Here is a 20,374-nt window from a genome sequence, read left to right as displayed (position 1 = left end):
GCAGTCAGTACTTCATCAGCCAGGGTTGCAGGTCCTGGATGTTTTTCACCACCAGTTGCTGGGCCTCGGGCAGCATCGCCATGTTGCGGTGGTCGAACTGATACCGCTGCAACACATACTTCACCAATGCCCGGCGGCTGGAGACCACCAACTGCCCTTGGGTCATGCCGAAGTCGGTTTCGATGATTGCCTTCTGCGCCGCGTTCAACCGCCAGTCAGGCTCGAAGATGATCGGCACCTCGATGTTCCAGTCGTCGTCCTGCTCGCGGGTATTCGGCGATGGGTCCAGCAGTTCCGGCTGCCCACGCAGGCGGCTGAGGACGAAGTCGCGATACTGGCCGTTCTTTTCACAGTAGGCCCGCACGTGCCAGCGCATGCCGGTGTATACCAGCGTGTGCGGGGCGATCAGGCGCACCTCGACGTTGGGGGTGTTGAAGGACACGTATTCGGTTTCCAGGCGCAGGCCTTCACGGCAGGCCTTGAGCAGCGGGCGCAGCACCTCTGGCCGAATGGGCCGATCAGGCACTTCCAGCACGCGGGTGTGCGCATAGGCCAGTGCCAACCCGTCGATGTGCGGCGCGCGCTCGTTGTTCTGGTACAACAGGTGCAGGTAGGCGCTGGCGCTGCTGTCGATGAACATCGGCTCGAACTGTTCGCTCGGTACATAGCCCTTGATGCGCTTGTCATACGTCAAGTTTTCAGGCGCATGTTCGGTTATGTAGGTATTGATGTCCTTCGACGCCTGCTGGCGGCTGATGCCAAAGCTCTGCATCAGGTGGCCCGTGGTCAGCCGGCCTTCCCACCAGGCAACGGTCTCGATCAAACGATAGCGAAGTGCCAGGTCCCAGCGAACGTTTTCTATGGACTGCTCGCGTTTCATACCCTCTCCATGTGCGCGATTACTTTACCTGTATAAGTCTACATTCTAGACGTGTAGTTATGCATTACATATCTTTGCTGCGTCTTCGGAATACATCCAAGGCAGCAAAGGACATGAGCATGACGATGCCGGAAGTGGTTGCGACGGGGGCCCTGGTGGCGATGGGGATCATCTTGCTGGTGCTGATCCAGCATGGGTTGAGGCTGGGCGAGCTGGGGAAAAAGGTCGAGCACTGCCGGCGGGATTTGCGCTGGTTGCAGATTTGGGAGATGGAAAACCGCGAACTGAGGGCGGCGGTGCGCGCGGAGCGGGAGCATGTGGTGCAGCTGCAGCGCAAGGTGGTGATCTTGCAGGATATGGCCTCTGCCGATGGCATGGCCCCACTTTCGCCATGCAACATGAGATCATTGCGCCCCGACCCAGCTAAGCCTTCGAGGGGCATGGAATGAGCCTACCCACCCTGACCCCGACCCTCATCAGGTCGATGCGGCCCTGAGCAGCATTGAACCGCTCGCACAGAATGGCATTTTGGCTGGTATGACCCGGCAACCGGCCAACAACAGGTTTTCGCCTTGAGCAAGGCACCGCACATTTGAGAAACACAGCATGAGCAAGCAAAAACTCGAACTTTCCTGGATCGGCAAGGACAAGCGCGCCGCGCTGGAGCCGCGCATCCTGGTCGAAGACCCGAGCAAGTCCTTTCACGCCAACCATCGCGTGACGGACAGCGACATCTTCGACAACCGGATAATCTTCGGCGATAACCTGCTGGCGCTCAAAGCGCTGGAGCAGGAGTTTTCGGGGGAAGTGAAGTGTATTTACATTGACCCGCCCTTCAATACCGGTGCGGCGTTCAAGTATTACAACGACGCGGTGGAGCACTCTACGTGGCTGGGCCTGATGCGGGATCGTCTGGAGATACTGCGACGACTCCTGACCAAGGATGGCGTGATCTTTGTCCATATCGACGACAAGGAAATGGCCTACCTCAAAGTCGTCTGCGACGAGGTGTTCGGCAGGGATCAGTTCTTGAACATGATCGTCGTGAAAACGTCGGACCCTTCCGGCCACAAGACGGTGAACCCTTCACCGTACTCGCAGACCGAATACCTGCTGATGTATGCCAGAGAACGCGCCAGCTACAAGTATGAGCAGATCTATGTCGAGAGCTCCTATGACCCTGGTTACGGCAAAGTCATTCTCAACCGCCATGAGCACTACTCCAAATGGCAGGTTGGCGGCCTGAACGAGATCGTTGCCTCTTCGCTGGGTTTCGACAACACCCGGACGGCCCGTAAAGCCATGGGCCGGATGACATTCGATGCAGCGGTTGCAGGCTATGCGCTGGAGCATCGGGATAGCGTTTTTCAGGCCACCGCTATCAGCAATGCGGCGGGCAAGAACATCGTGGAGGCGCGTGACGCGTCCAAGCGCCACCCTGACCAAGTGGTTTGCGTTCAACGTGATGGCTATGACGATGTCTATGCGCTGAATGGCCGTCAGGTGTATTTCTACGCGTCGAAGGTGCGTGAGGTGGACGGTGAGTTCGTGCCGGCCAAACCGCTCACGAACTTGTGGACGGACATCCCCTGGAACGGCATTGCCAATGAGGGTGACGTTGAGTTCAAGAACGGCAAGAAGCCGGAGAAACTGATCAAGCGCTGCCTCGAAATTGCTACGGAGCCTGGTGACCTGGTGCTCGACTCTTTTGGCGGGTCCGGCACGACGGGCGCTGTTGCGCACAAGATGGGGCGCCGCTGGATCATGGTCGAGCGAGGAGAGCACTGCCACACCCACGTCATTCCGCGACTGAAAAAGATCGTTGAGGGTACCGATCTGGGTGGCATCAGCCAGGCCGTGAACTGGCAGGGCGGCGGTGGTTTTCGCGTCTATGAGCTGGCGCCCACGCTGGTCGTCAACGACCGCTGGGGCAACCCGGTGATCAACCCGGCTTACACCGAGGCCATGCTGGCCGAGGCGCTGGCCAAGCTGGAAGGCTTCACCTATGCGCCTTCGGAAGACCACTGGTGGCAGCACGGTTACTCCAGCGAGCGTGATTTCATCTACGTCACGACCCAGAACCTGTCTTTCGAGCAGTTGCAGGCGCTGGCTGACGAAGTGGGGGCCGAGCAGAGTCTGTTGGTCTGCTGTTCGGCGTTCCACGGCTTGACCGCTGCCCAGGCCGAAGCGCGCTGGCCGAACCTGACGCTGAAGAAGATCGCCAAGCTGGTGCACTCGCGCTGCGAGTGGGGGCACGACGACTACAGCATGCACGTCGAAAACCTGCCACAGGCCGAACAGCTCCTGGCTGCGCCCGAGCCTGCGAAAAAAGGCAGCACGCACAAGGCCGCCGAACCGGCACTAGCAGCGCTGTTTGGTGATGATCAGGCGTGATGCCTGCGGGCCGCGGAAAACCTGCAGGCTACAAGGAACAAAGGAAGAAAGTATGAGCAGCACGCGTATTCAACATCACATTTCCGGGCGCCTGTCGCTGCGCCAGCCGCAGGCCGATTCGTTGGCCAGCCTGGTGAAGGCGCTGGGCGCTGCGCCGCAGATGCTGACGCATCAGCAGAATGTGCCGGACATCCTCGATGCCCTGAAGGCGCAGTTCCCGACATTGGAAGACTTCGAGCGCGATTTCCCGTCGCTGTGCTTTGCGTTGGCTACCGGTGTGGGCAAGACGCGATTGATGGGGGCGTTCATTGCCTACCTGCACCTGCAACATAAGATCAACAACTTCTTCGTGCTCGCGCCGAACCTGACCATCTACAACAAGCTGATCGCGGACTTCTCCCGTAATACACCCAAGTACGTGTTCAAGGGCATTGCCGAGTTCGCTCAGCAGCCACCCTTGATCATCACGGGTGACAACTACGACCAGCGTGGTGCAGTGGTGGATGTTCAGCCGCAGGGCTTTGCGCACGACGTGCGCATCAACATCTTCAACATCGCCAAGATCAGCTCCGAAGTGCGCGGTGGCAAGGAGCCACGCATCAAGCGGATGCGTGAAGTGCTGGGTGACAGTTACTTCAACTACTTGGCCGGCCTGGACGACCTGGTGATGCTGATGGACGAATCGCACCGCTACCGTGCCCAGGCCGGGATGCGCGCCATCAATGAGCTCAAGCCGTTGTTTGGCCTGGAAGTGACCGCTACCCCCTTCACCGAGTCGAGCAAGGGGCCAGTGCCGTTCAAGAACGTGGTGTTGGACTACCCGCTGGCGCGTGCCATTGAAGACGGCTTCGTCAAGGAGCCGGCCGTGGTTACTCAGCGTGGGTACGACGCCAAGCTGCATACGCCCGAAGAGGTGGAGCGGGTCAAGCTTGAAGATGGCGTGCGTGTGCACGAGCAGACCAAGGCCGAGCTGTTGACTTACGCCCGCGAAAACGACGCCAGCGTGGTCAAACCCTTCATGCTGGTGATCGCCCGTGATATCACGCATGCGGCGCAACTGCTGGCGTTGCTGGAGTCCGAGGACTTCTTCGAGGGGCGCTACAGCGGCAAGGTTATCCAGGTCGACTCCAGCAAGAGCGGCAAGGACGAAGAGGAAATGATCACGCGCCTGCTGGCGGTGGAAAGCGTGGACGAGCCGACGGAAGTGGTCATCCACGTAAACATGCTCAAGGAAGGCTGGGACGTTACCAACCTCTATACCATCGTGCCGCTGCGCGCCGCCAATGCGCGCACGCTGATCGAGCAGTCCATCGGCCGTGGCCTGCGCCTGCCCTATGGCAAGCGCACAGGAGTGGAGAGCGTGGACCGCCTGAACATCGTCGCCCACGACAAGTTCCAGGAGATCGTCGACGAAGCCCGCCGTGGCGACTCGCCAATCCGCCTCAAGCAAGTGATCCTCGAAGCGCCCAAGGCAGAAGACAGCAAGACCAGCGTGCAGGTGCAATCCGGCGTAAATGCATTGCTCGGGTTGAGCGAAAACCCTGGGCTGCCGGTTTTCACCAGCGATGCAGAGAAGCAGGCTGCCCGTGTGGTGCTGGACGTCATCGGCCAGTACGAAACCAGGCGTGACCTGGTGTCGAGCAGCAAGGACCTGCTGAAGCAGGACGTGCAGGCGCAGATCAAGGCCGAAGTCGCCGAACGCCTCAGGCCACAGCAAGGCTCGCTGCTGGAAGGTGATGGCGCCAGTGTTGCGCAGATCGACCTGGCCGACGTCGTGGCAAAAACGATGGAAGTGGTGGTGCAGCAAACCATCGATATTCCACGCATCACGGTGGTACCGATTGGCGAGGTGACCTCGGGCTACACCCCGTTCACCCTGGGCAGCCTGCCCAACTATCAGCCGGGCCAGCGCGAGATCGTCGTGCAGGACTTGCGCACTAGCAAGCAGACCACGTTGAGCCGGCAAGGCGGTGGTATCCAGGAACAGCATCTGGAAAACTACATCGTCAAGAAGCTGACCGACTTCGACGACGTGGACTACTCCACCCAAGCCGAGCTGCTGTACGACCTGGCCGGGCAGGCTGTGGCCCACTACCAGAAGCAGAACTACGCCGAAAGCGAGTTGCACGAAATTCTGGATACCCACGGAGCAGACCTGGCGCGCGAGATCCATGCGCAAATGCAGAAGCACTTCTGGCAGAAAACCAGCGGCTACGAGGTCAAGGTCAGCCGTGGCTTCACCGAGCTCAAGCCCTGTAACTACACGGTGGCAGCCAATCAGCCAGTTCGCAGCGTGCGCGAGACGGTGACCGAGACCAGCCGGATCAAGCAGATGCTGTTCGGCGACTTCTCGCGCTGCCTGTACCCGTTGCAGAGGTTCGACTCGGATACCGAGCGAGGTTTCGCCGTGATCCTGGAGCGCGATGCGCTGAAGTGGTTCAAGCCCGCCAAGGGGCAGTTCCAGATCTACTACAGGCTCGGTGCCCAACAGCCGGAGTACATCCCGGACTTTGTGGTGGAGACGGAAAGCTGCTTGCTGCTGGCTGAAACCAAGGCCGCCAGCGATTTGAAAACCGACGAAGTGAAAGCCAAGGCTGCCGCTGCTGTGCAGTGGACCAAGCATGCCTCCGAGTATGCCCAGAGCATCGGTGGCAAACCTTGGAAATACGTGCTGATCCCCCATAGCGAAGTGACTGAGGACAAGCGGTTGATGGACTATCTGAAGTTCGAGGTGAGTGCGCCAGAGGCAGTAGCAGGCTGAAGCGCCTTGGGTTGGGAATGAGCCTGATGCTCCAAGTGCGGTTGGGCTTGGAGCATGAGGTTTTTTACGCTACGCGGGCCACCCCTAACGGCGTATCCGCAGCCGAAGAAACTCTTCGGCCTCTGCACCTTTGCTGAGCGTTTGATCAACGCTTTGCAAAGCGTTTTGAGCCGCCTGTTTGAGTTTGTGACGAAGGTCTTCGCAATCGATCACTAGCTGCTCAAGTTCCGAGGTGTCGAACATCTGCTCTGATATCGGGAAGGCCCGCTCGACACGGTCATGCAAAGGCGTGCCGCCAATCTCCAGCGCGTCCATTTTGAAGTCGTTGAATTCCTTTTTACGGCCTTTCAACTGCGCAATATCCGTCCTGATCGCACGCTTGTACGCATCGAACACGGCATCGAGCTTATTGGACGTTTTCCCTACCACGTCCACCTTGCGGTTGATTGACCTCAGGAACTTTTCAAACGTCCGCCCTGTGGTTGGGTAGGCCCTTTGGCGCGTGGATGAGTAGGCACACATACCCGCGTACTCGATACCTGCGAATTCAAGGTCCTCGGCGACCTGGGCCATGATCTGTTCGATATCGTCGTCAGACTTGACATCAGCCTTGTTCAGCACGATGTACAACGCGTCCCCACGGAACGGGGTGGCCTCGATGAACTCGATATCGGACTGGTCGATGGTGCCGGCGGGGTCAAGACCGATAACCCACACGAGCGCAGTCGCCTGGTTGACCAAGGAGGCGGCGGTGCTCCTGTCAGCCGCTGAGGCACCACCCGCCGTACCTGGGTTGTAGCCCGGTGTGTCAATGATGCAGAGGTTGCCGAACAGTTGCGGATCCATGGGCACCTTGACGCTGATGAACGGCAGGATGCGGCGAAGATCGAAGCCGAAGGCTTTGACGTATTCGTGGGACATGGAGGCATACAGGCTCGGCTCCAGGTCGATGGCTCCGCCGTTGTACGAATAGCCTTTGATCCTGGTTTCTTCAGAGCACACGACATAGCTGGGTACCACGGTCACCGGGTTGATGCCGGTTGCCAGGCGCACGCTTGAGTCTTTGATGAAGCTGTTGATGAACGCAGACTTGCCGCTACTGAAGCCACCCGCGATGCTGAGGATGGTTTTGCCCGCAATGCTTGGGAAGTTGTTGAGCATGCGTAACTCGGCGAGAATCGCCTGCATGTCGAGCACAGCCTGGGCTTCGCCTGCCAGCGACGACTCACGGCCTGCGAACGCCATGTAGTCGTGGTTGATCAGGTCGGCGAACCGGTCCAGCTCTTCATTGACGGGAGGCTGCTGCGCCAGAACCCTGCTCACCAGGGAAAACTTTTCAGTGAGCGACAGGTGTTGCTGGTTAATGTCTGCGTAGTGGTTTTCGAGGTGCTGTTTGGAAGCCTTCAGTTCCTCTGTGAAGCTCTCCAGCAGTTCGACATTCTGCTCTTGGGCCGACAGTTGGGCTTTGTGCTCTTCCAGATAGGTTTCGAGTTCACTGATTTGCCCCAGGGCCTGCGTCCTGCGCTCTTCCAGCTCTGCGACATTGGCCTGTTCAGTATGCAACTGGGTCGACAATGACGCATTGTGGGCCACCAGCTCACTGATGTGCGTGGCCTGCCCGGCACATTGTTCAGTCAACGACAGATTGGCGCCCTTCACCTCTTCGAGATGTTTCTGGAGCTCGGCCATCGTCCGCTCCAGGTCCGCAACGTCTGCCTCTTTGGCCGTCAACTCTCGGTTGAGCCCGGCCAGCTGCGTTTCAAGGTTGGCGATCTCATCAAGGGCCTGGGCCTCTCGCTGTGTCAGGTCTTCAGCCTCGGCCGTCTTCGCTTGCAGCGCATCGGTGAGCGCCTGCTTGCGTGCTTGCAGGTCGCCGATTTGTTCCGCCTGTTCCGCGCATTGGGCGGTCAACGCTTGCTTGAGGCTTTCGAGCGCTTCGAGTTGTTGGCGAACATCGGCCAGCGTTTGCTCAAGGTCGAGGATGTGCTGTTCTTTGTCGGCCAGCAGTTGCTTGTGCGCTGCCAGGTCTTGCTCCAGGCCGCTGATTGTCGCCAGTGCTTGCGCCTGACGCTCTTCGAGCTCCTTGGTGTAGACCTTGGCTTGTGCCAGCGCGAGCATTGCCTTCTGCAGCTTGGCGGTTTCCTGCCCGAGCGCGCTGGTGGTCGAGGCGAGCTTGCCTGTCTCGACCTGTAGCGCTTCGGTGAGCGTGTCATTGCGCTGATTCAGGGCGTCAATGCTGTCGCTCTGGCTTGCAGATAGCGTGGCAAGCGCCTGATGGCTGCTGAACAAGGTGTCTAGCTGGCGTTGGGCATCGTCAAGATGGCCTTGCAGCTCCAACGCCAGTTTTTTGCGCTTGAACTGCCAGAACCGAGCGAGCGATTCCACGGCCGGCCGCGCCCGGTCATCGATGCGTGGCGGGGTGCTCACAGGGTTACCTCTTCAGCCTTGCGAGTCATACGTTCAAGCCGATCGATCGTTTGGGCAGCGTTGTTGACCTGCGCTTTGAGGACATTGATCCGGTGCTGCACTTCATCAACGAAAGTGCGAGAGATAGTGTCCGGTGTATTGCGCTCTACTTGCTTGAGGAATGAGCTGATCTTTGCTTTGACCTTGCTGCCGAGTGAGCCAACAAAATCATCTGCGGCATCTTTGAACTGCTCAGCTTCGTAGCCCTTGAGGGTGCCTTTGCTTTTCAGGTCGTCAGGTAGGGGGATATCCAAATCGAAGTCGTCTTTCGGAATGGATTGGATAATGGACAGGATGGCGACCTTGATCATCTGTGGATTGGCCTCGTGCTCCAGAACACCACGAATTTTTGGCGTCAGCTCTCGGGCTAGCGCTTCATTCAAGTCTTTGTGGGAACGTCTCACGGTGGCGCTCAGTACGTCCTGAACATTGGTCATGTAGTCTTTGAGCGTGGATACAACTTGGCTGCTGATGATTTTTGCGCGGACCTCGGTTTTTTCCGTCGTACCGCCAAGCCCAAGTTTGCGCGCAAACCAACCTATGGCGCCGGCGTTATCGACGGTATAGGTATGGCTGTAGGAACGTTCGGCATCGTCGATATTCGACTTCGTCTCGCGGAGCAGCTGGGACGCCTTCTGATCCATGCGTTCACGCAGGTCATCGCGATAGTCGTCCATGGTGTACTTGAAACTGCCATCCAGCTCCAAGGCGAGATCCAGTCGCTTTGCCTCCAATGACGCAAGTTGCTCGTTGAGTTCGCCGACGTTAGCGCTTTTGATCTGCGAAATTTGGTTTTTCGCAAGCGTGATGATGTATTGCTTGAACTCTTCCAGGATCTTCTGCTTGGTCGCTAGCTGGCTACTGATGAAGCCAGTGGTGATCTCGGCTTTTTCCGCACGAACCTCTGCAAGTACGGCCTTGATCGCATGGATGTTGGCCAAGCTTTCCAGGCTGCCCAGGGTTAGCTCCCGATTGTCGCGGGAGAAGTAGTCTGGGTAATCGGTGCTCAGGTTTGCCCACGTCACCTGCTCATTCGAGTCCCAGCTTTCGGGGGCGTCGAGGCGGCGATTGAGGCTGTGGCACAAGCCCGAACTGTGCAGGAGGTTGTGGTGCACCGAACTGATCAGTTTGTCGAACACCGTACCCACTTCGGGGCTGTTCTGTTTCATGTCCGACAGGGTACTTTGTGCCCGCGCCGAAAGCTGGGTGCGGATGGCCTCCACGGCATCGCTCAGGCGAGCGCGCTTTTCGCTGCCATAGAGCTGCGTATCAATTTGGCTGGCCACTAGCACCAGCTTTTGAATGCCTTCTTTCTTGGTGATGCGGCCCATCACCTCCAGGTCTTGCTCATTGAGGAACTGGCCGGCCGGGCTGACGATGAATACCACGTCGCACGTCTTCAGCAGTTCGACCGTACGCTCCTCGCGCGACTGCACCGGGTCGTTCATGCCGGGCGTGTCGATGATGCGGATATCGCGCAGCTCTTCCAGTGGCATGAAGACATGCACCGTCTTGGTGAACGGCATATAAGCGCCATTGGCACCGACGTACTCGTGCAACCGTTGCGCCAGCTCCTTTGGGTTGCTGGCGCTGATTTCGCTTTGCGACTGCAGCCCGTTGCTATCGATGCGGGAGGCCGTCATGCGCTTGAACTGGTCGTTGGCTGCAAACAAGCCTTCTTCCCGTTGCAGCTCGGACAGTGCCCTTTTTTCCGCCATTTGTGTCAGTTGCTGCATGTCGATTGGTGTGCCCGGCGCCTGGGTGCTGCGCCGCTTCACCAGTTCTTCGAGGCAGGCATCCTTGCGCGCTGCGAGCCGCTGTTCGTACTGGTCGGACTTGAACTTGATCGCCCTTATGTCGGCTTCACTGTAGAACTCGACCTTGGCTCGGAACACCTCGCCCCAGGTAATCGTGGTCAGCGCCGCCGTCATAGGCGTAGCGGCCTTTGGCAGGATTGGCTCACCGTCGAAGATCAGTGCATTGAGCAACGACGATTTGCCCGCCTTGACGCGGCCGACGATACCAATGTTCATCAGCCGATTCTGGTCCTGCAAAACCTGGAAGGACTGGGCAAGCTGTTGCGGTTCGTCGATGGCGTTCATGCGCTTGAACTGCTCGATTTCCCGCCCGAACAGGTCCTGATTGCTCTCTGCCAACGCATGCAGGCTTTCGCTGAACTCAATGAGTTTCTGGTAGTTCATCGGGTCGTCCGCCTTACTTGTACAGGTGTTCGTTTGCAGCCGCTTTCACGGCGCTGGCCAGGTTTTCCAAGGCGGCGGTCTTCTGACCGATCTCGGCTTCGCGCTGCAGGTTTTCTTCAGCAATGGTGTCGACGACGTGCTTCTGTTTGGTGATCTGCTCTTCGAAACCGTCGCCGATCTTTTTCAGCATGGCGTTGAGTTGCTCATCGATGATCGACGGGATCTTCCCGCGCAGCTCCGCCTTGATATTCGGGAACACTTCACCGGTGAGTTTCTGGCGGAACTGCTCGCGCTCGTTGCCGCCACCGTTGAGCATCCTGAGGATTTCCGGCAGGAAGATGATCGCCAGTTCGACCAAGGGGTTGACCACCGATGTGGTCACGGCAAGCACGGTGGAAAGGCTGCGATAAAGCGCGACGCTTCCGGGTTTGTCGGTTTCGGCACGCGCGCTCAGGCGCGTGGACCAGTCACTGAGCAGCTCGGTGGTGCGCTCCAGTGACACTTTGACCTTGCCGGTCAGCTCTTCGCTCCAATTGCCATTGATGTCCAACACGGCCATTTGGCCGTTGGTAGCGCTCAAGTTGCTGGCAATGCGGTCCACCATATTGCTGGAGATATCCTGCACTTCAGATTTGATCGTGCTGGCCAGGGTGCTGCGGATGATGTCGGAGATTGCGTTCGACATGGCACCTGGGTTTTTGCTGCTACCCAGCGTCACGAGTTCTTCCAAGGCGTTGTTCAGGGCGTTATCGAGGCTGCGCAGGCTGCGGTCGAGCATCTTCCCGGAGTAGCGATCCTTGAGGTCCGACTCCACATCCTTGCGCTGCTCCAGCAATTTTTGCAGGGCTTGTTCCAGCGCCCGGGCAGCTTGCTCGCTTTCAGCCTTGTCTTTCTTCAACAGGCTGAGCGCCAGATTGATTTGTGCCAGCACCTCGAAGTTCTGGTCTTTGAGGATATCGATGAACAGACGGGAGAACAGTGTGTCAGGCTGCAAGGCACTCAGCGCCTGTTGCAGCGCTTCGCCATCGCGGTTGCCGACGGTGAGGCTACGGTGATGATCACCGAAATACACACCCAGTTGATCATCGACGTACGCCCGCACTTCCTCCACCTGATCGGCCGCGCGCAGGTTGCACTTGCTGAGCAGGAAGGTGAAGTCGGTGTTGTAGGTTTTCAGTTCGTCGAGCTTGCGCAGCATCGACTGGGTGATATTGCCGTCTTCGATGCTGGTCAGCACGACGAAGTGCACACCCCGTGGCAGGTAGTACGCGATTGCCTTGTTGTGGTTTTCCAGCGAAGAGCCGAAACCTGGCATGTCGACCAGTACCAGCGGTGCAATGGCTTTCAAGGCATCGCTGTTGAGGTAGAGGCGCAAGTGGGAGAACTCGCTGGAGCGACGGTTGATCGAGCTCAGCGCATCGACAGGCAGGCGTTCCTGCGTGCCGTCGAGCTTGATGGCCAGCAAGTAAGGTTCGCTGGCATAACGCAGTTCGGTTGCCAGCTCGGTTTCGGGTGCGATACCAACGGGCAATACCTGTTGCCCCATCAATGCGTTTAGCAGTGAGCTCTTGCCCGCACTGAATGCACCGATTACCGGTACCACCAGCTCGGTCTCCATCACTTTAGGCAGCAAGGTTTGGTCGAAGGTGAAGGCCTGGCCTTCGAGCAGCCCCTGCATTTTTTTCAAATAAGTGGCGAAGGCTTTCTGGCTTTCGAGCATGGTGATAATCCTTTAAGTGCTGGGCTTGTTCGGAAGAGTAGGGCTAGCGCAAAAGCGCTTAATGCTTGCGGATGTGCAGATGCCGGGCGGCTTTTGCCAACAGGCTGGCAAGGGCGCCGGCCCGAGAAACTTGCAGATTGGGGTTGCCGCATTTAGGGCAGCTGTTATGCCAGTCTCCTGGGCCCAGCGCGTCGCTAGTGGGGGCCACTGTCATGCTCCAGTTGCATTGCTTGCAGTGGAAGGTCATGGGGGAGGGAGGGATAGGCATTCACACATCCTGTATGAGTTCAGAGTGGGCGCATGATGGCACTCTGATTACCCTTCGTAAACTGTCAATAAAACGCATTGTTTTTGCCGGGAATAGGGGCTGGAAGCGGCTTTTTTGACGGGTTATTCGAGGTTATGTGTGCGGATGCTTTACCTGTTTATTTAGACAGGTTTTGAGTGGGCGTGTTGTTGTTGAACTTTGGCTGTTGCAGGTGGGCTTTTGGATGTTCATGCGGGAGCTTGGACCGCTAGGGCCGCGTTGCGGCCCTAGCGCGGTTTCACGAAGCGGGGTGGTTTCAAGGCGCTTTCATCATGCCCAGTTCGGCATCGTCCAGTAGCGCTTTGCCCAACGCACACAGGTAGTGCGCTGCCCAGATCAGCTTGGGATTATCTTCCATCAACCCGTCGATGGTCAGGTCCCGCGCGTAGCCCATCAGTTCAGAGGCCTGTTCGCGGGCGTTCTGGCAAGGGATGCCGGCCTCGATGCGAAACAGCGGGTGGGTTTGGTTTTCGCCTTGAAAGAAGATGGTTTTACCGACAGTGCATTGGGGGGCTTCGGTGGTCATTGATCGATCTCCCTGGTCTTTTTGATGCCTGGGCTGGCCCTGTCGCCGGTGAGCCGGGCTTTCACAGGATTTGGCTTGGTATGCGCATCAATGCATCGGTTGGCGGTTCGCGGGCTGCTGCATTTGTGCCAGTGCTGATTCGAGGAGCCGGCGCAGGGTTTCAAGCTCGTGCATCGAGGCCATGATCAAGACCGATGCGGGTGATCTGGGCTGCATCAGCATCGCTTGTTGGGCTATGGCTTCTGCACAGAGCGCGTAGTCCGAGGCCAGGATGATTGTGTCTTCCAGGGAATGGAGATGGTGGGGTGGGTCGGGGACGATTTTTAGCATGGTGTGGCTCCTGTCGTAGTGAAGCAACCACCTAACGCGGCTAAACAGTAAGGTGGCAGCTGTACGCGGGTTAGCCGACCGGGACGTCAGGCACCCGGCGCACCCGAAGGTGCCCCACGCACAGCCGCCATAAAGCGCCAATGCCGATTGCTCGGCATTGCATGGCTGTGTTGTCTGACGAGGTCGGGCGGCTAAACCCGGTCGTTGAATGGCAACGACACGTCGAGACTAGAAGCCGTGATTAGCGTATGCAACGGAAAATAGGCGCAGGGAGTATCTTTGGGAAACGTCCTACAGGGAAGGGGGCAAATTCGGGTTTTTGACCTGTATATTCCACATGGCTTGCACCAAAAAAGATGCCTGGGAGCGTCTCGTTTATTGCGGTTTGGTGGCCCGCGGGAAGCTGAATTGTTTTTGTATGTTATTTCTAAAATAAATTCTCTCTTGGCGCTGGGATACCAGCTGGAATACCGTCCGGCTGAGAAATACTGATTTGAGATTTTTGGGGGCCAAACGAAAAGCCATATCGTATCGACCGGTTGCGTTAACGTGCGGGAGTGTTGGTGCTATCGCATGATGATAGCAGTTGCTTCGATCCTCAATTGTAGGGCGACTCGCCACAGTTTGCGGAAGGCCTGTTCACGAATGATTACTCCCTGATCCGATTACAAGGTGTTCTCACGGAGGCTAAAGCCTTGAGTGTCAAAATGCTATTGCGCGTTTACGGCGTTGACGTCAAATGCGTCTAATCGGAGGTTATGGTGAATTCGAACCCACACCCCGTCAGGCCCTGGTGAACCTGCATCGCTGGCCTGTCCAGCAGACCCCGCGGCTGCGCTATACCAGAATCCTGAGTACCCGCCCCGGTCCGATCGCAGCGTTTAAATATTCCACTGAGCTGAAAATTCACTTATGCGCATTTTACGCATAAATTGCTTTATTGACGCACAGCAAGCTTTGTCCTACAGTTGGCTCATGGTCACCCCATGGAGCAGGCCCACCATGCACACCACTCGTCACTGCAAGGCTCGTCAATCCCAACGCGGCCTCTCGCTCAAAATGGCACGATTACGTGCTCACTAACGATTCGTTGGAAAACGACAAAATTGTGCTTGGGAAGAAAGAAGCCAAGCAGCGCCTGGCTGATCTGGAGCGGGAAAGGCGCCTGCTGATGAATATCGCGGACAAAGGAGGCATCGTAGTCGTCGCTGAAGGAGAAGCGCTGATTACGACCTACAACTGCTCCCATCGCAATTAAATCGCATCACCGCGTGGAAAAACGAATTCATATGAACGACAAAATTCTTCCCCAGCTGCTGGATTCGGCCCGCAGGCTAGGAGCGGACAGCTACACATCCTTGTCACTAATCCTTCAGTTACTGTGTTGGTGGAAGCTTTCAAAGGAACAGGTCATCCAAGAGGGGCATCGTTTCGATGTGCTCGCAGAGCAGGGACTTTCCACCCAGTTGGAATCGCTACGCAGCTTGCAGTCAAGTATTCCGTTTCCATTTCTTGATGAAGGGGTTTGGCAAAACCTGCGCGGCATACCCGATATATCCCCGCTCATCCATAGAATCCGAGTTTTGGATGCTCAGGGCCTACTTGACTCGCTGGTCTTGGATGACGCCATCTACTGGTTCGGCGAGTCGCGAATGGATAGCTTTGCTCATGCCCCAGGCCTGTGTGATTTGTTGATAGGCTTGACTGGAGTAAATTCCAACCACAAGGTGTACATCCCCTGGGAAATCTCGGGACAGATTGCCGCGCGGGCAGTCCGCACAGGCGCCACTGTCTGGGCTGAATCTCAACAACCGACCACACCAGCGCAAATTCTTAATCTCACCGGCGGTAGTGCCTGGGAAATACACCCCACGGATCCGGTAAAGGCTCCCTTGGCGACTCATCAAGGCAAACTGTTGCAGTTCGACGCCGCAGTCTGCGCCCCGCCCATGAATGTCAACTATTCCCATGAGGTTGCCGAGAACGATCTGTGGGGGCGTTTCTTCGAGAAGACTCCCGCCGGTAATGTACTCCAGATTCGCCATCTTCTCGCACAGACCCACGGCCGGATTGTGGTACTGGTTCCGAACTCCGTGCTCTTTGGCAAAGGAGCCGATAAACAGCTGCGCGAAGACTTAATCAAGAATGGTTACTTGCACGCAGTTATCGCACTACCACCGGCGCTGCTTAGCCATACCAACATTCCGGTAAACATCCTCGTCCTAAATAGTGACAGTCGGAGCGACATCATTCGCTTCGTGGATGCCAACACGGAAGCGTTTCGAGCGCAGACAGCGAGAAAGCGCTGTGAGCTGACGAACATCCCAGAATTGGTACGCCTAATCGAAGACAAGACGACTTCGGCGATGGCAGCACAAGTGACGGCAGCGGAGATTGCCGCGAACGATTTCAGTCTAGAGGTCGGTCGCTATGTATTGGACGACTCGGCGCTACAACTGGGTGCGGCGTTGGCACGCTATGAGACGCGAAGACTAGGCGATCTTTTCGAGATCATCCGCCCTCGCCAGCATGCCACGGCCTCAACTGGGGCCGAAGCGATGGAAGTGCTGGCCCAGGATCTTCCCCTATTCGGCTACATCCAAAGTGGCAGTAAGGAAACTCTATTTGACCTGGGGTCCCCCAAAGCTGATAGCTATTTCATCCGGTCGAACGACATCCTGATGACCTTCAAGGGCGTCGTTGGCAAAGCAGGCATTGCCGGCCCTGTTCCCAATCCAGGCAATAGCGGCTGGATCGCGGGGCAGTCTCTAGTCGTGTTACGCAGTCGATTCCCCGGAGTCTATCCCCCCGAGGCACTGTTGATTTACCTGCGCTCAGCGATGGGGCAGGGGTTGCTGAGTCGCATGGCAGTGGGCGCCTCGATTCCCTCCATTCAGCTTTCTGCTCTCAAAGAAATGGCAATACCTGTTCCATCAATCGAGGAAATGCGGACGATGGCTCAAGCCTTCTATGAAGAAGCGAAAATCCAAATGGAAATTGAGCAGTTGCGAATCCGGCAAGCCGGGCTAACCAAAGAATTCTGGCCACTCCAATAGATCACCACTAAGCAAAGAACGGATCAGCCGCGAGTTAATCGCGTGAAGGGGTATCCGTAGCGAATCGAAAAACTTTTCAGGAACTGCTCATGCAAAATGCTCAACATCAAAACCTAGTCGGTTTCATTTGGAATATTGCCAACAAGCTTCGTGGCCCATACCGTCCGCCGCAGTACCGTCGTGTGATGCTCCCGCTGATTGTTCTGCGCCGCTTCGATCTAGTTCTGGCCGAAAACAAGCAAAAGGTGCTGGACGAAAAGAAGCGCCTGGAAGACAAAGGTGTCACCGGAACGGCGTTGGAAAAAAAGTTGTCCAGCATTGCGGCAAATGGCCGGAAGCAGGAGCTTTTCAACACCAGTGGCTTCACATTTGAGAAGCTGCTGGGCGATGCGCCCAATATTGCTGGCAACTTGATTGCCTACATCCAGGGCTTCTCGCCGCGCGCTCGTGACATCTTCGATAAGTTCGAATTTGAGACCGAGATCGCCAAGCTGGACGAGGCGAACCGGCTCTACCTCATCATCAAGGAATTTTGCTCCGCAGACATCAACCTCTCGCCAAAGGCCATCAGCAATTTGCAGATGGGCTACCTGTTTGAAGAGTTGGTACGTAAGTTTAACGAGCAGGCCAATGAAGAGGCGGGGGATCACTTCACTCCACGTGAAGTCATCCGTCTGATGGTGCAGCTACTGTTCACCGGCGAAGATGGTATCTACGAAAAAGGCATCTACCGCAGCGTGTATGACCCCACAGCGGGCACCGGCGGCATGCTGTCCGAATCAGAGAAGTTTATCTGCGGTGACGGCTTCACAAACGGCCTGAACCCGGATGCACACATCGAGCTATTCGGCCAGGAGTACAACCCGGAGTCCTATGCCATATGCTGCTCAGATTTGCTAATCAAGGACGAGCCGATCAACAACCTAATCTACGGCGATACCTTGGGCATCAAGGATGCTAAGAACAAGACCAATGGTTTTGTGCCGCACGATGGGCATCCGGGCAAAAAATTCCACTACATGCTGGCCAATCCACCGTTTGGGGTGGAGTGGAAACCTGAAGAAGATTTCGTCCGAGAGGAATACAACACCCACGGTTTTTATGGCCGTTTCGGCGCAGGCCTGCCACGCATCAACGACGGCTCGCTGCTCTTTTTGCAGCACATGGCCTCCAAGATGCACCAGCCGCCCAAGATGGTCGATGGCAAGAACGTGGGCGGCGATGGCTCCAAGATCGCCATCGTGTTCAATGGATCCCCCCTTTTTGGAGGCGATGCTGGATCTGGTGAGTCCAACATTCGCCGCTGGATCATCGAGCGCGACATGCTGGACGCCATCGTCGCACTGCCAGATCAGATGTTTTACAACACAGGCATCTACACCTATGTCTGGATAGTCACCAACAAAAAGCCCGCACACCGCCAAGGTAAGGTGCAGTTGATCGACGGCACCCGCCATTTCAAGAAAATGGACAAGAGCCTGGGCAACAAGCGCAACGAGCTCTCGGATGACCACATCAAGGAACTGGTGCGTCTCTACGCCGAGCACGACCACGATGCGGAAAGCGAAGTGTTGGTGGACGGTAAGCCAGAACGCCGGGTTTGCAGCAGGATCTTCGATAACCGCGAGTTTGGCTTCCTCAAGATCACCGTAGAGCGCCCGCTACGTTTGAACTTCCAAGCCAGTGCTGAGCGCATCGCCAAGCTGGACGAGCAGAGTACCTTCGTCAATCTGGCCAGCAGCAAGAAACGTAAGGATGAGGCTGCATACCACGCGGAGATTGCAACAGGTCAAGAAACGCAGACGGCTATCAAGGGCGCCCTGCAAGGTATGGACAGTGAAACGCTTTACCGCAGTCGCCCTGCTTTCGAGACAATGCTCGAAGCCGCCTTGAAGAAGGCAGGCATCAAGGTCGGTGCGCCGGTGAAGAAAACCATCCTGGCCGCACTGTCCGAACGTGACCCAAAGGCTGAGATCTGTCTGGATGCCAAGGGCAACCCGGAATCCGATGCCGATCTGCGCGATACCGAAATCGTGGCACTGCCTGACGACATTGAATTGCCGCTGCCGCTGGGCTATGACAACGAAACTGGTCACGACAAGCTGTTGGCCTTGGTGAAATATCACTGCGAGGACTATCTCAAGGCCGAAGTCCTGCCGTATGTTCCAGATGCGTGGATCGATCACAGCAAGACCAAGGTGGGCTACGAAATCCCGCTGACCCGGCACTTCTACGTTTACCAGCCACCGCGCCCACTGGAAGAGATTGCAGTTGAAATCAGCCAGCTGGAGAAAGACATCATGGCCATGCTGAGCGAGGTGGTGTAATGGGATACGCGCAATATAAGGAGCTGGATAGTTCCGGAGTCGCATGGTTGGGGCAAAAACCCACTCATTGGCGAATCAAAAAACTGAAATTTGCAACTGACCTCATCAACAGCAAAGTAAGCGTCGAAGAGTCGTCATTACCTTATCTCGGGCTAGAACACATCGAGTCATGGACAGGGAGGAAAATCGATGGGGAAATTAGCAATAGTGAAGGACTGGCATCTTCGTTTACGGCAGGAGATGTCCTCTTTGGGAAGTTGCGCCCATATCTCGCCAAAGTCCACTTAGCTCAGCAGGATGGATTGATTTCGAGTGAGGCACTGGTCGTCAGAAGCAAGGATGAATTGAGCGCCAAGTTTCTGAAGTATCACATGTTGTCCCGTGACTTTATCAATATTGTTGATTCATCGACATATGGCAGCAAGATGCCGCGAGCTAGTTGGGATTTCATAGGGAACCTCCCAGTTTTGTTGCCGGATCTCGAAGAACAGAAAACCATTGGCCATTTCCTAGATTTCAAAACCGCCCAAATCGATGCCCTGATCGCGAAGAAAAAAGCCCTGCTCCATAAGCTGACCGACAAGCGTACGGCCCTTATCAGTCATGCCGTCACCAAGGGACTTGATCAATCGGTGCCAATGAAGAGCTCAGGTGTAGAGTGGATTGGAGATATCCCCCGTCACTGGTCAATTCGACGGGTTAAGTTCGCCGCAAAGCTAGAGAGTGGCCATACCCCGTCCAAACAGGTACCCGAGTACTGGGAAGATTGTGACATTCCCTGGGTATCGCTCAATGACTCCAAGCAGTTAGCATCTGTTGACTATATTTCGGAAACAGCGATTCAGATCAACTCGCTTGGCCTAGCCAACTCATCGGCGCGTCTTCTGCCGGCCAATGCCGTGGTATTCACACGCGACGCCACCATAGGATTATGCGCCATCACTACCCGCCCAATGGCCGTATCGCAACATCTCATTGCTTGGATTCCCGGACTAGATATCAACTCCTTGTATTTGCTTCGAGTGTTCAGCGCGATGAAGGGATTTCTCGACTCATTCACCTTTGGCGCCACCATCAAGACCATTGGCATGCCTGATGTGAAAAGGCTCACCATGCCCATCCCCCCAAAGGACGAACAAAAAGCAATCACAGCATTCATAGATGAGCAGTTTCGGACGATTTCGCCCCAGATTCGGACAATTGAAACCGCTATCGACAAGCTCACGGAATACCGCTCAGCTCTCATCACTGGGGCAGTAACCGGAAAAATTGACGTACGAGGCTTTGAGATTCCGCAGCCCCCAGAAGGGGGGGGGCATAAATAGAAATGGGCTTAAGTACAGGCATACTTCAATTGCCCTAAGTTCTATCCAAATTGAGTTGATTCGCTAACAAGTCGAATCCCG

12 protein-coding genes and 1 pseudogene are annotated in these 20,374 nt (G+C 56.5%); 7 read left to right on the top strand and 6 right to left on the bottom strand.

Going from position 1 to position 20,374, the window contains the following annotated elements; translation table 11 throughout:
- Positions 1–4 precede the first annotated feature (4 nt).
- Positions 5–880, bottom strand: a complete 876-nt coding sequence (locus tag ACNFBR_RS00450) for a WYL domain-containing protein (RefSeq protein ID WP_416733228.1) — start codon at positions 878–880, stop codon at positions 5–7.
- Between the two features lie 119 nt (positions 881–999).
- On the opposite strand from ACNFBR_RS00450, the pseudogene ACNFBR_RS00445 reads away from it, so the two are divergent.
- From ACNFBR_RS00445 to ACNFBR_RS00435, 3 genes and pseudogenes are all read left to right on the top strand, one after another.
- Positions 1,000–1,251, top strand: a pseudogene (locus ACNFBR_RS00445) (hypothetical protein); the annotation flags it as partial.
- Positions 1,252–1,486: 235 nt separating this feature from the next.
- The gene (locus ACNFBR_RS00440; protein WP_416733227.1) at positions 1,487–3,274 is read left to right on the top strand and encodes a site-specific DNA-methyltransferase; all 1,788 of its coding nucleotides are present in this window, start codon (positions 1,487–1,489) and stop codon (positions 3,272–3,274) included.
- A 52-nt stretch (positions 3,275–3,326) separates the two neighbouring features.
- Positions 3,327–6,035, top strand: a complete 2,709-nt coding sequence (locus ACNFBR_RS00435) for a DEAD/DEAH box helicase (protein WP_416733226.1) — start codon at positions 3,327–3,329, stop codon at positions 6,033–6,035.
- Between the two features lie 84 nt (positions 6,036–6,119).
- Here ACNFBR_RS00435 and ACNFBR_RS00430 read toward each other — a convergent pair whose 3' ends face one another.
- From ACNFBR_RS00430 to ACNFBR_RS00410, 5 genes are all read right to left on the bottom strand, one after another.
- On the bottom strand, positions 6,120–8,462 hold the full coding sequence (locus ACNFBR_RS00430; protein ID WP_416733225.1) for a dynamin family protein: 2,343 nt from the start codon (positions 8,460–8,462) through the stop codon (positions 6,120–6,122).
- A complete protein-coding gene (locus tag ACNFBR_RS00425; protein WP_416733224.1) occupies positions 8,459–10,702 on the bottom strand; it encodes a dynamin family protein in 2,244 nt (747 codons plus the stop codon). The genes ACNFBR_RS00430 and ACNFBR_RS00425 overlap by 4 nt, the downstream gene beginning before the upstream one ends.
- Positions 10,703–10,715: 13 nt before the next feature.
- A complete protein-coding gene (locus ACNFBR_RS00420; RefSeq protein WP_416733223.1) occupies positions 10,716–12,422 on the bottom strand; it encodes a dynamin family protein in 1,707 nt (568 codons plus the stop codon).
- A 563-nt stretch (positions 12,423–12,985) separates the two neighbouring features.
- Positions 12,986–13,255: a DUF3077 domain-containing protein gene (locus ACNFBR_RS00415; RefSeq protein WP_416733222.1), complete on the bottom strand. Its 270-nt coding sequence runs from the start codon at positions 13,253–13,255 to the stop codon at positions 12,986–12,988.
- Positions 13,256–13,342: 87 nt separating this feature from the next.
- Positions 13,343–13,585 (bottom strand): hypothetical protein, encoded by a 243-nt coding sequence (locus ACNFBR_RS00410; protein WP_416733221.1) that lies wholly within the window; start codon positions 13,583–13,585, stop codon positions 13,343–13,345.
- 1,072 nt (positions 13,586–14,657) lie between these two features.
- Here ACNFBR_RS00410 and ACNFBR_RS00405 point away from each other — a divergent pair.
- The 4 genes from ACNFBR_RS00405 (at position 14,658) to ACNFBR_RS00390 (ending at position 20,293) form a co-directional block, all read left to right on the top strand.
- Positions 14,658–14,843 (top strand): DUF4258 domain-containing protein, encoded by a 186-nt coding sequence (locus tag ACNFBR_RS00405; protein ID WP_416733220.1) that lies wholly within the window; start codon positions 14,658–14,660, stop codon positions 14,841–14,843.
- A 31-nt stretch (positions 14,844–14,874) separates the two neighbouring features.
- On the top strand, positions 14,875–16,641 hold the full coding sequence (locus ACNFBR_RS00400; RefSeq protein ID WP_416733219.1) for an N-6 DNA methylase: 1,767 nt from the start codon (positions 14,875–14,877) through the stop codon (positions 16,639–16,641).
- Between the two features lie 89 nt (positions 16,642–16,730).
- Positions 16,731–18,968: a type I restriction-modification system subunit M gene (locus ACNFBR_RS00395; protein WP_416733218.1), complete on the top strand. Its 2,238-nt coding sequence runs from the start codon at positions 16,731–16,733 to the stop codon at positions 18,966–18,968.
- Complete coding sequence (locus tag ACNFBR_RS00390; RefSeq protein WP_416733217.1) at positions 18,968–20,293, top strand: restriction endonuclease subunit S; 1,326 nt, start codon at positions 18,968–18,970, stop codon at positions 20,291–20,293. The genes ACNFBR_RS00395 and ACNFBR_RS00390 overlap by 1 nt, the downstream gene beginning before the upstream one ends.
- Positions 20,294–20,374: the final 81 nt, after the last annotated feature.

The sequence above is a fragment of the Pseudomonas sp. NY11955 genome, assembly GCF_048068035.1.
In the GTDB taxonomy this organism is placed as follows: Bacteria; Pseudomonadota; Gammaproteobacteria; order Pseudomonadales; family Pseudomonadaceae; genus Aquipseudomonas.
This window is presented reverse-complemented; position numbering and strand designations above follow the sequence as displayed.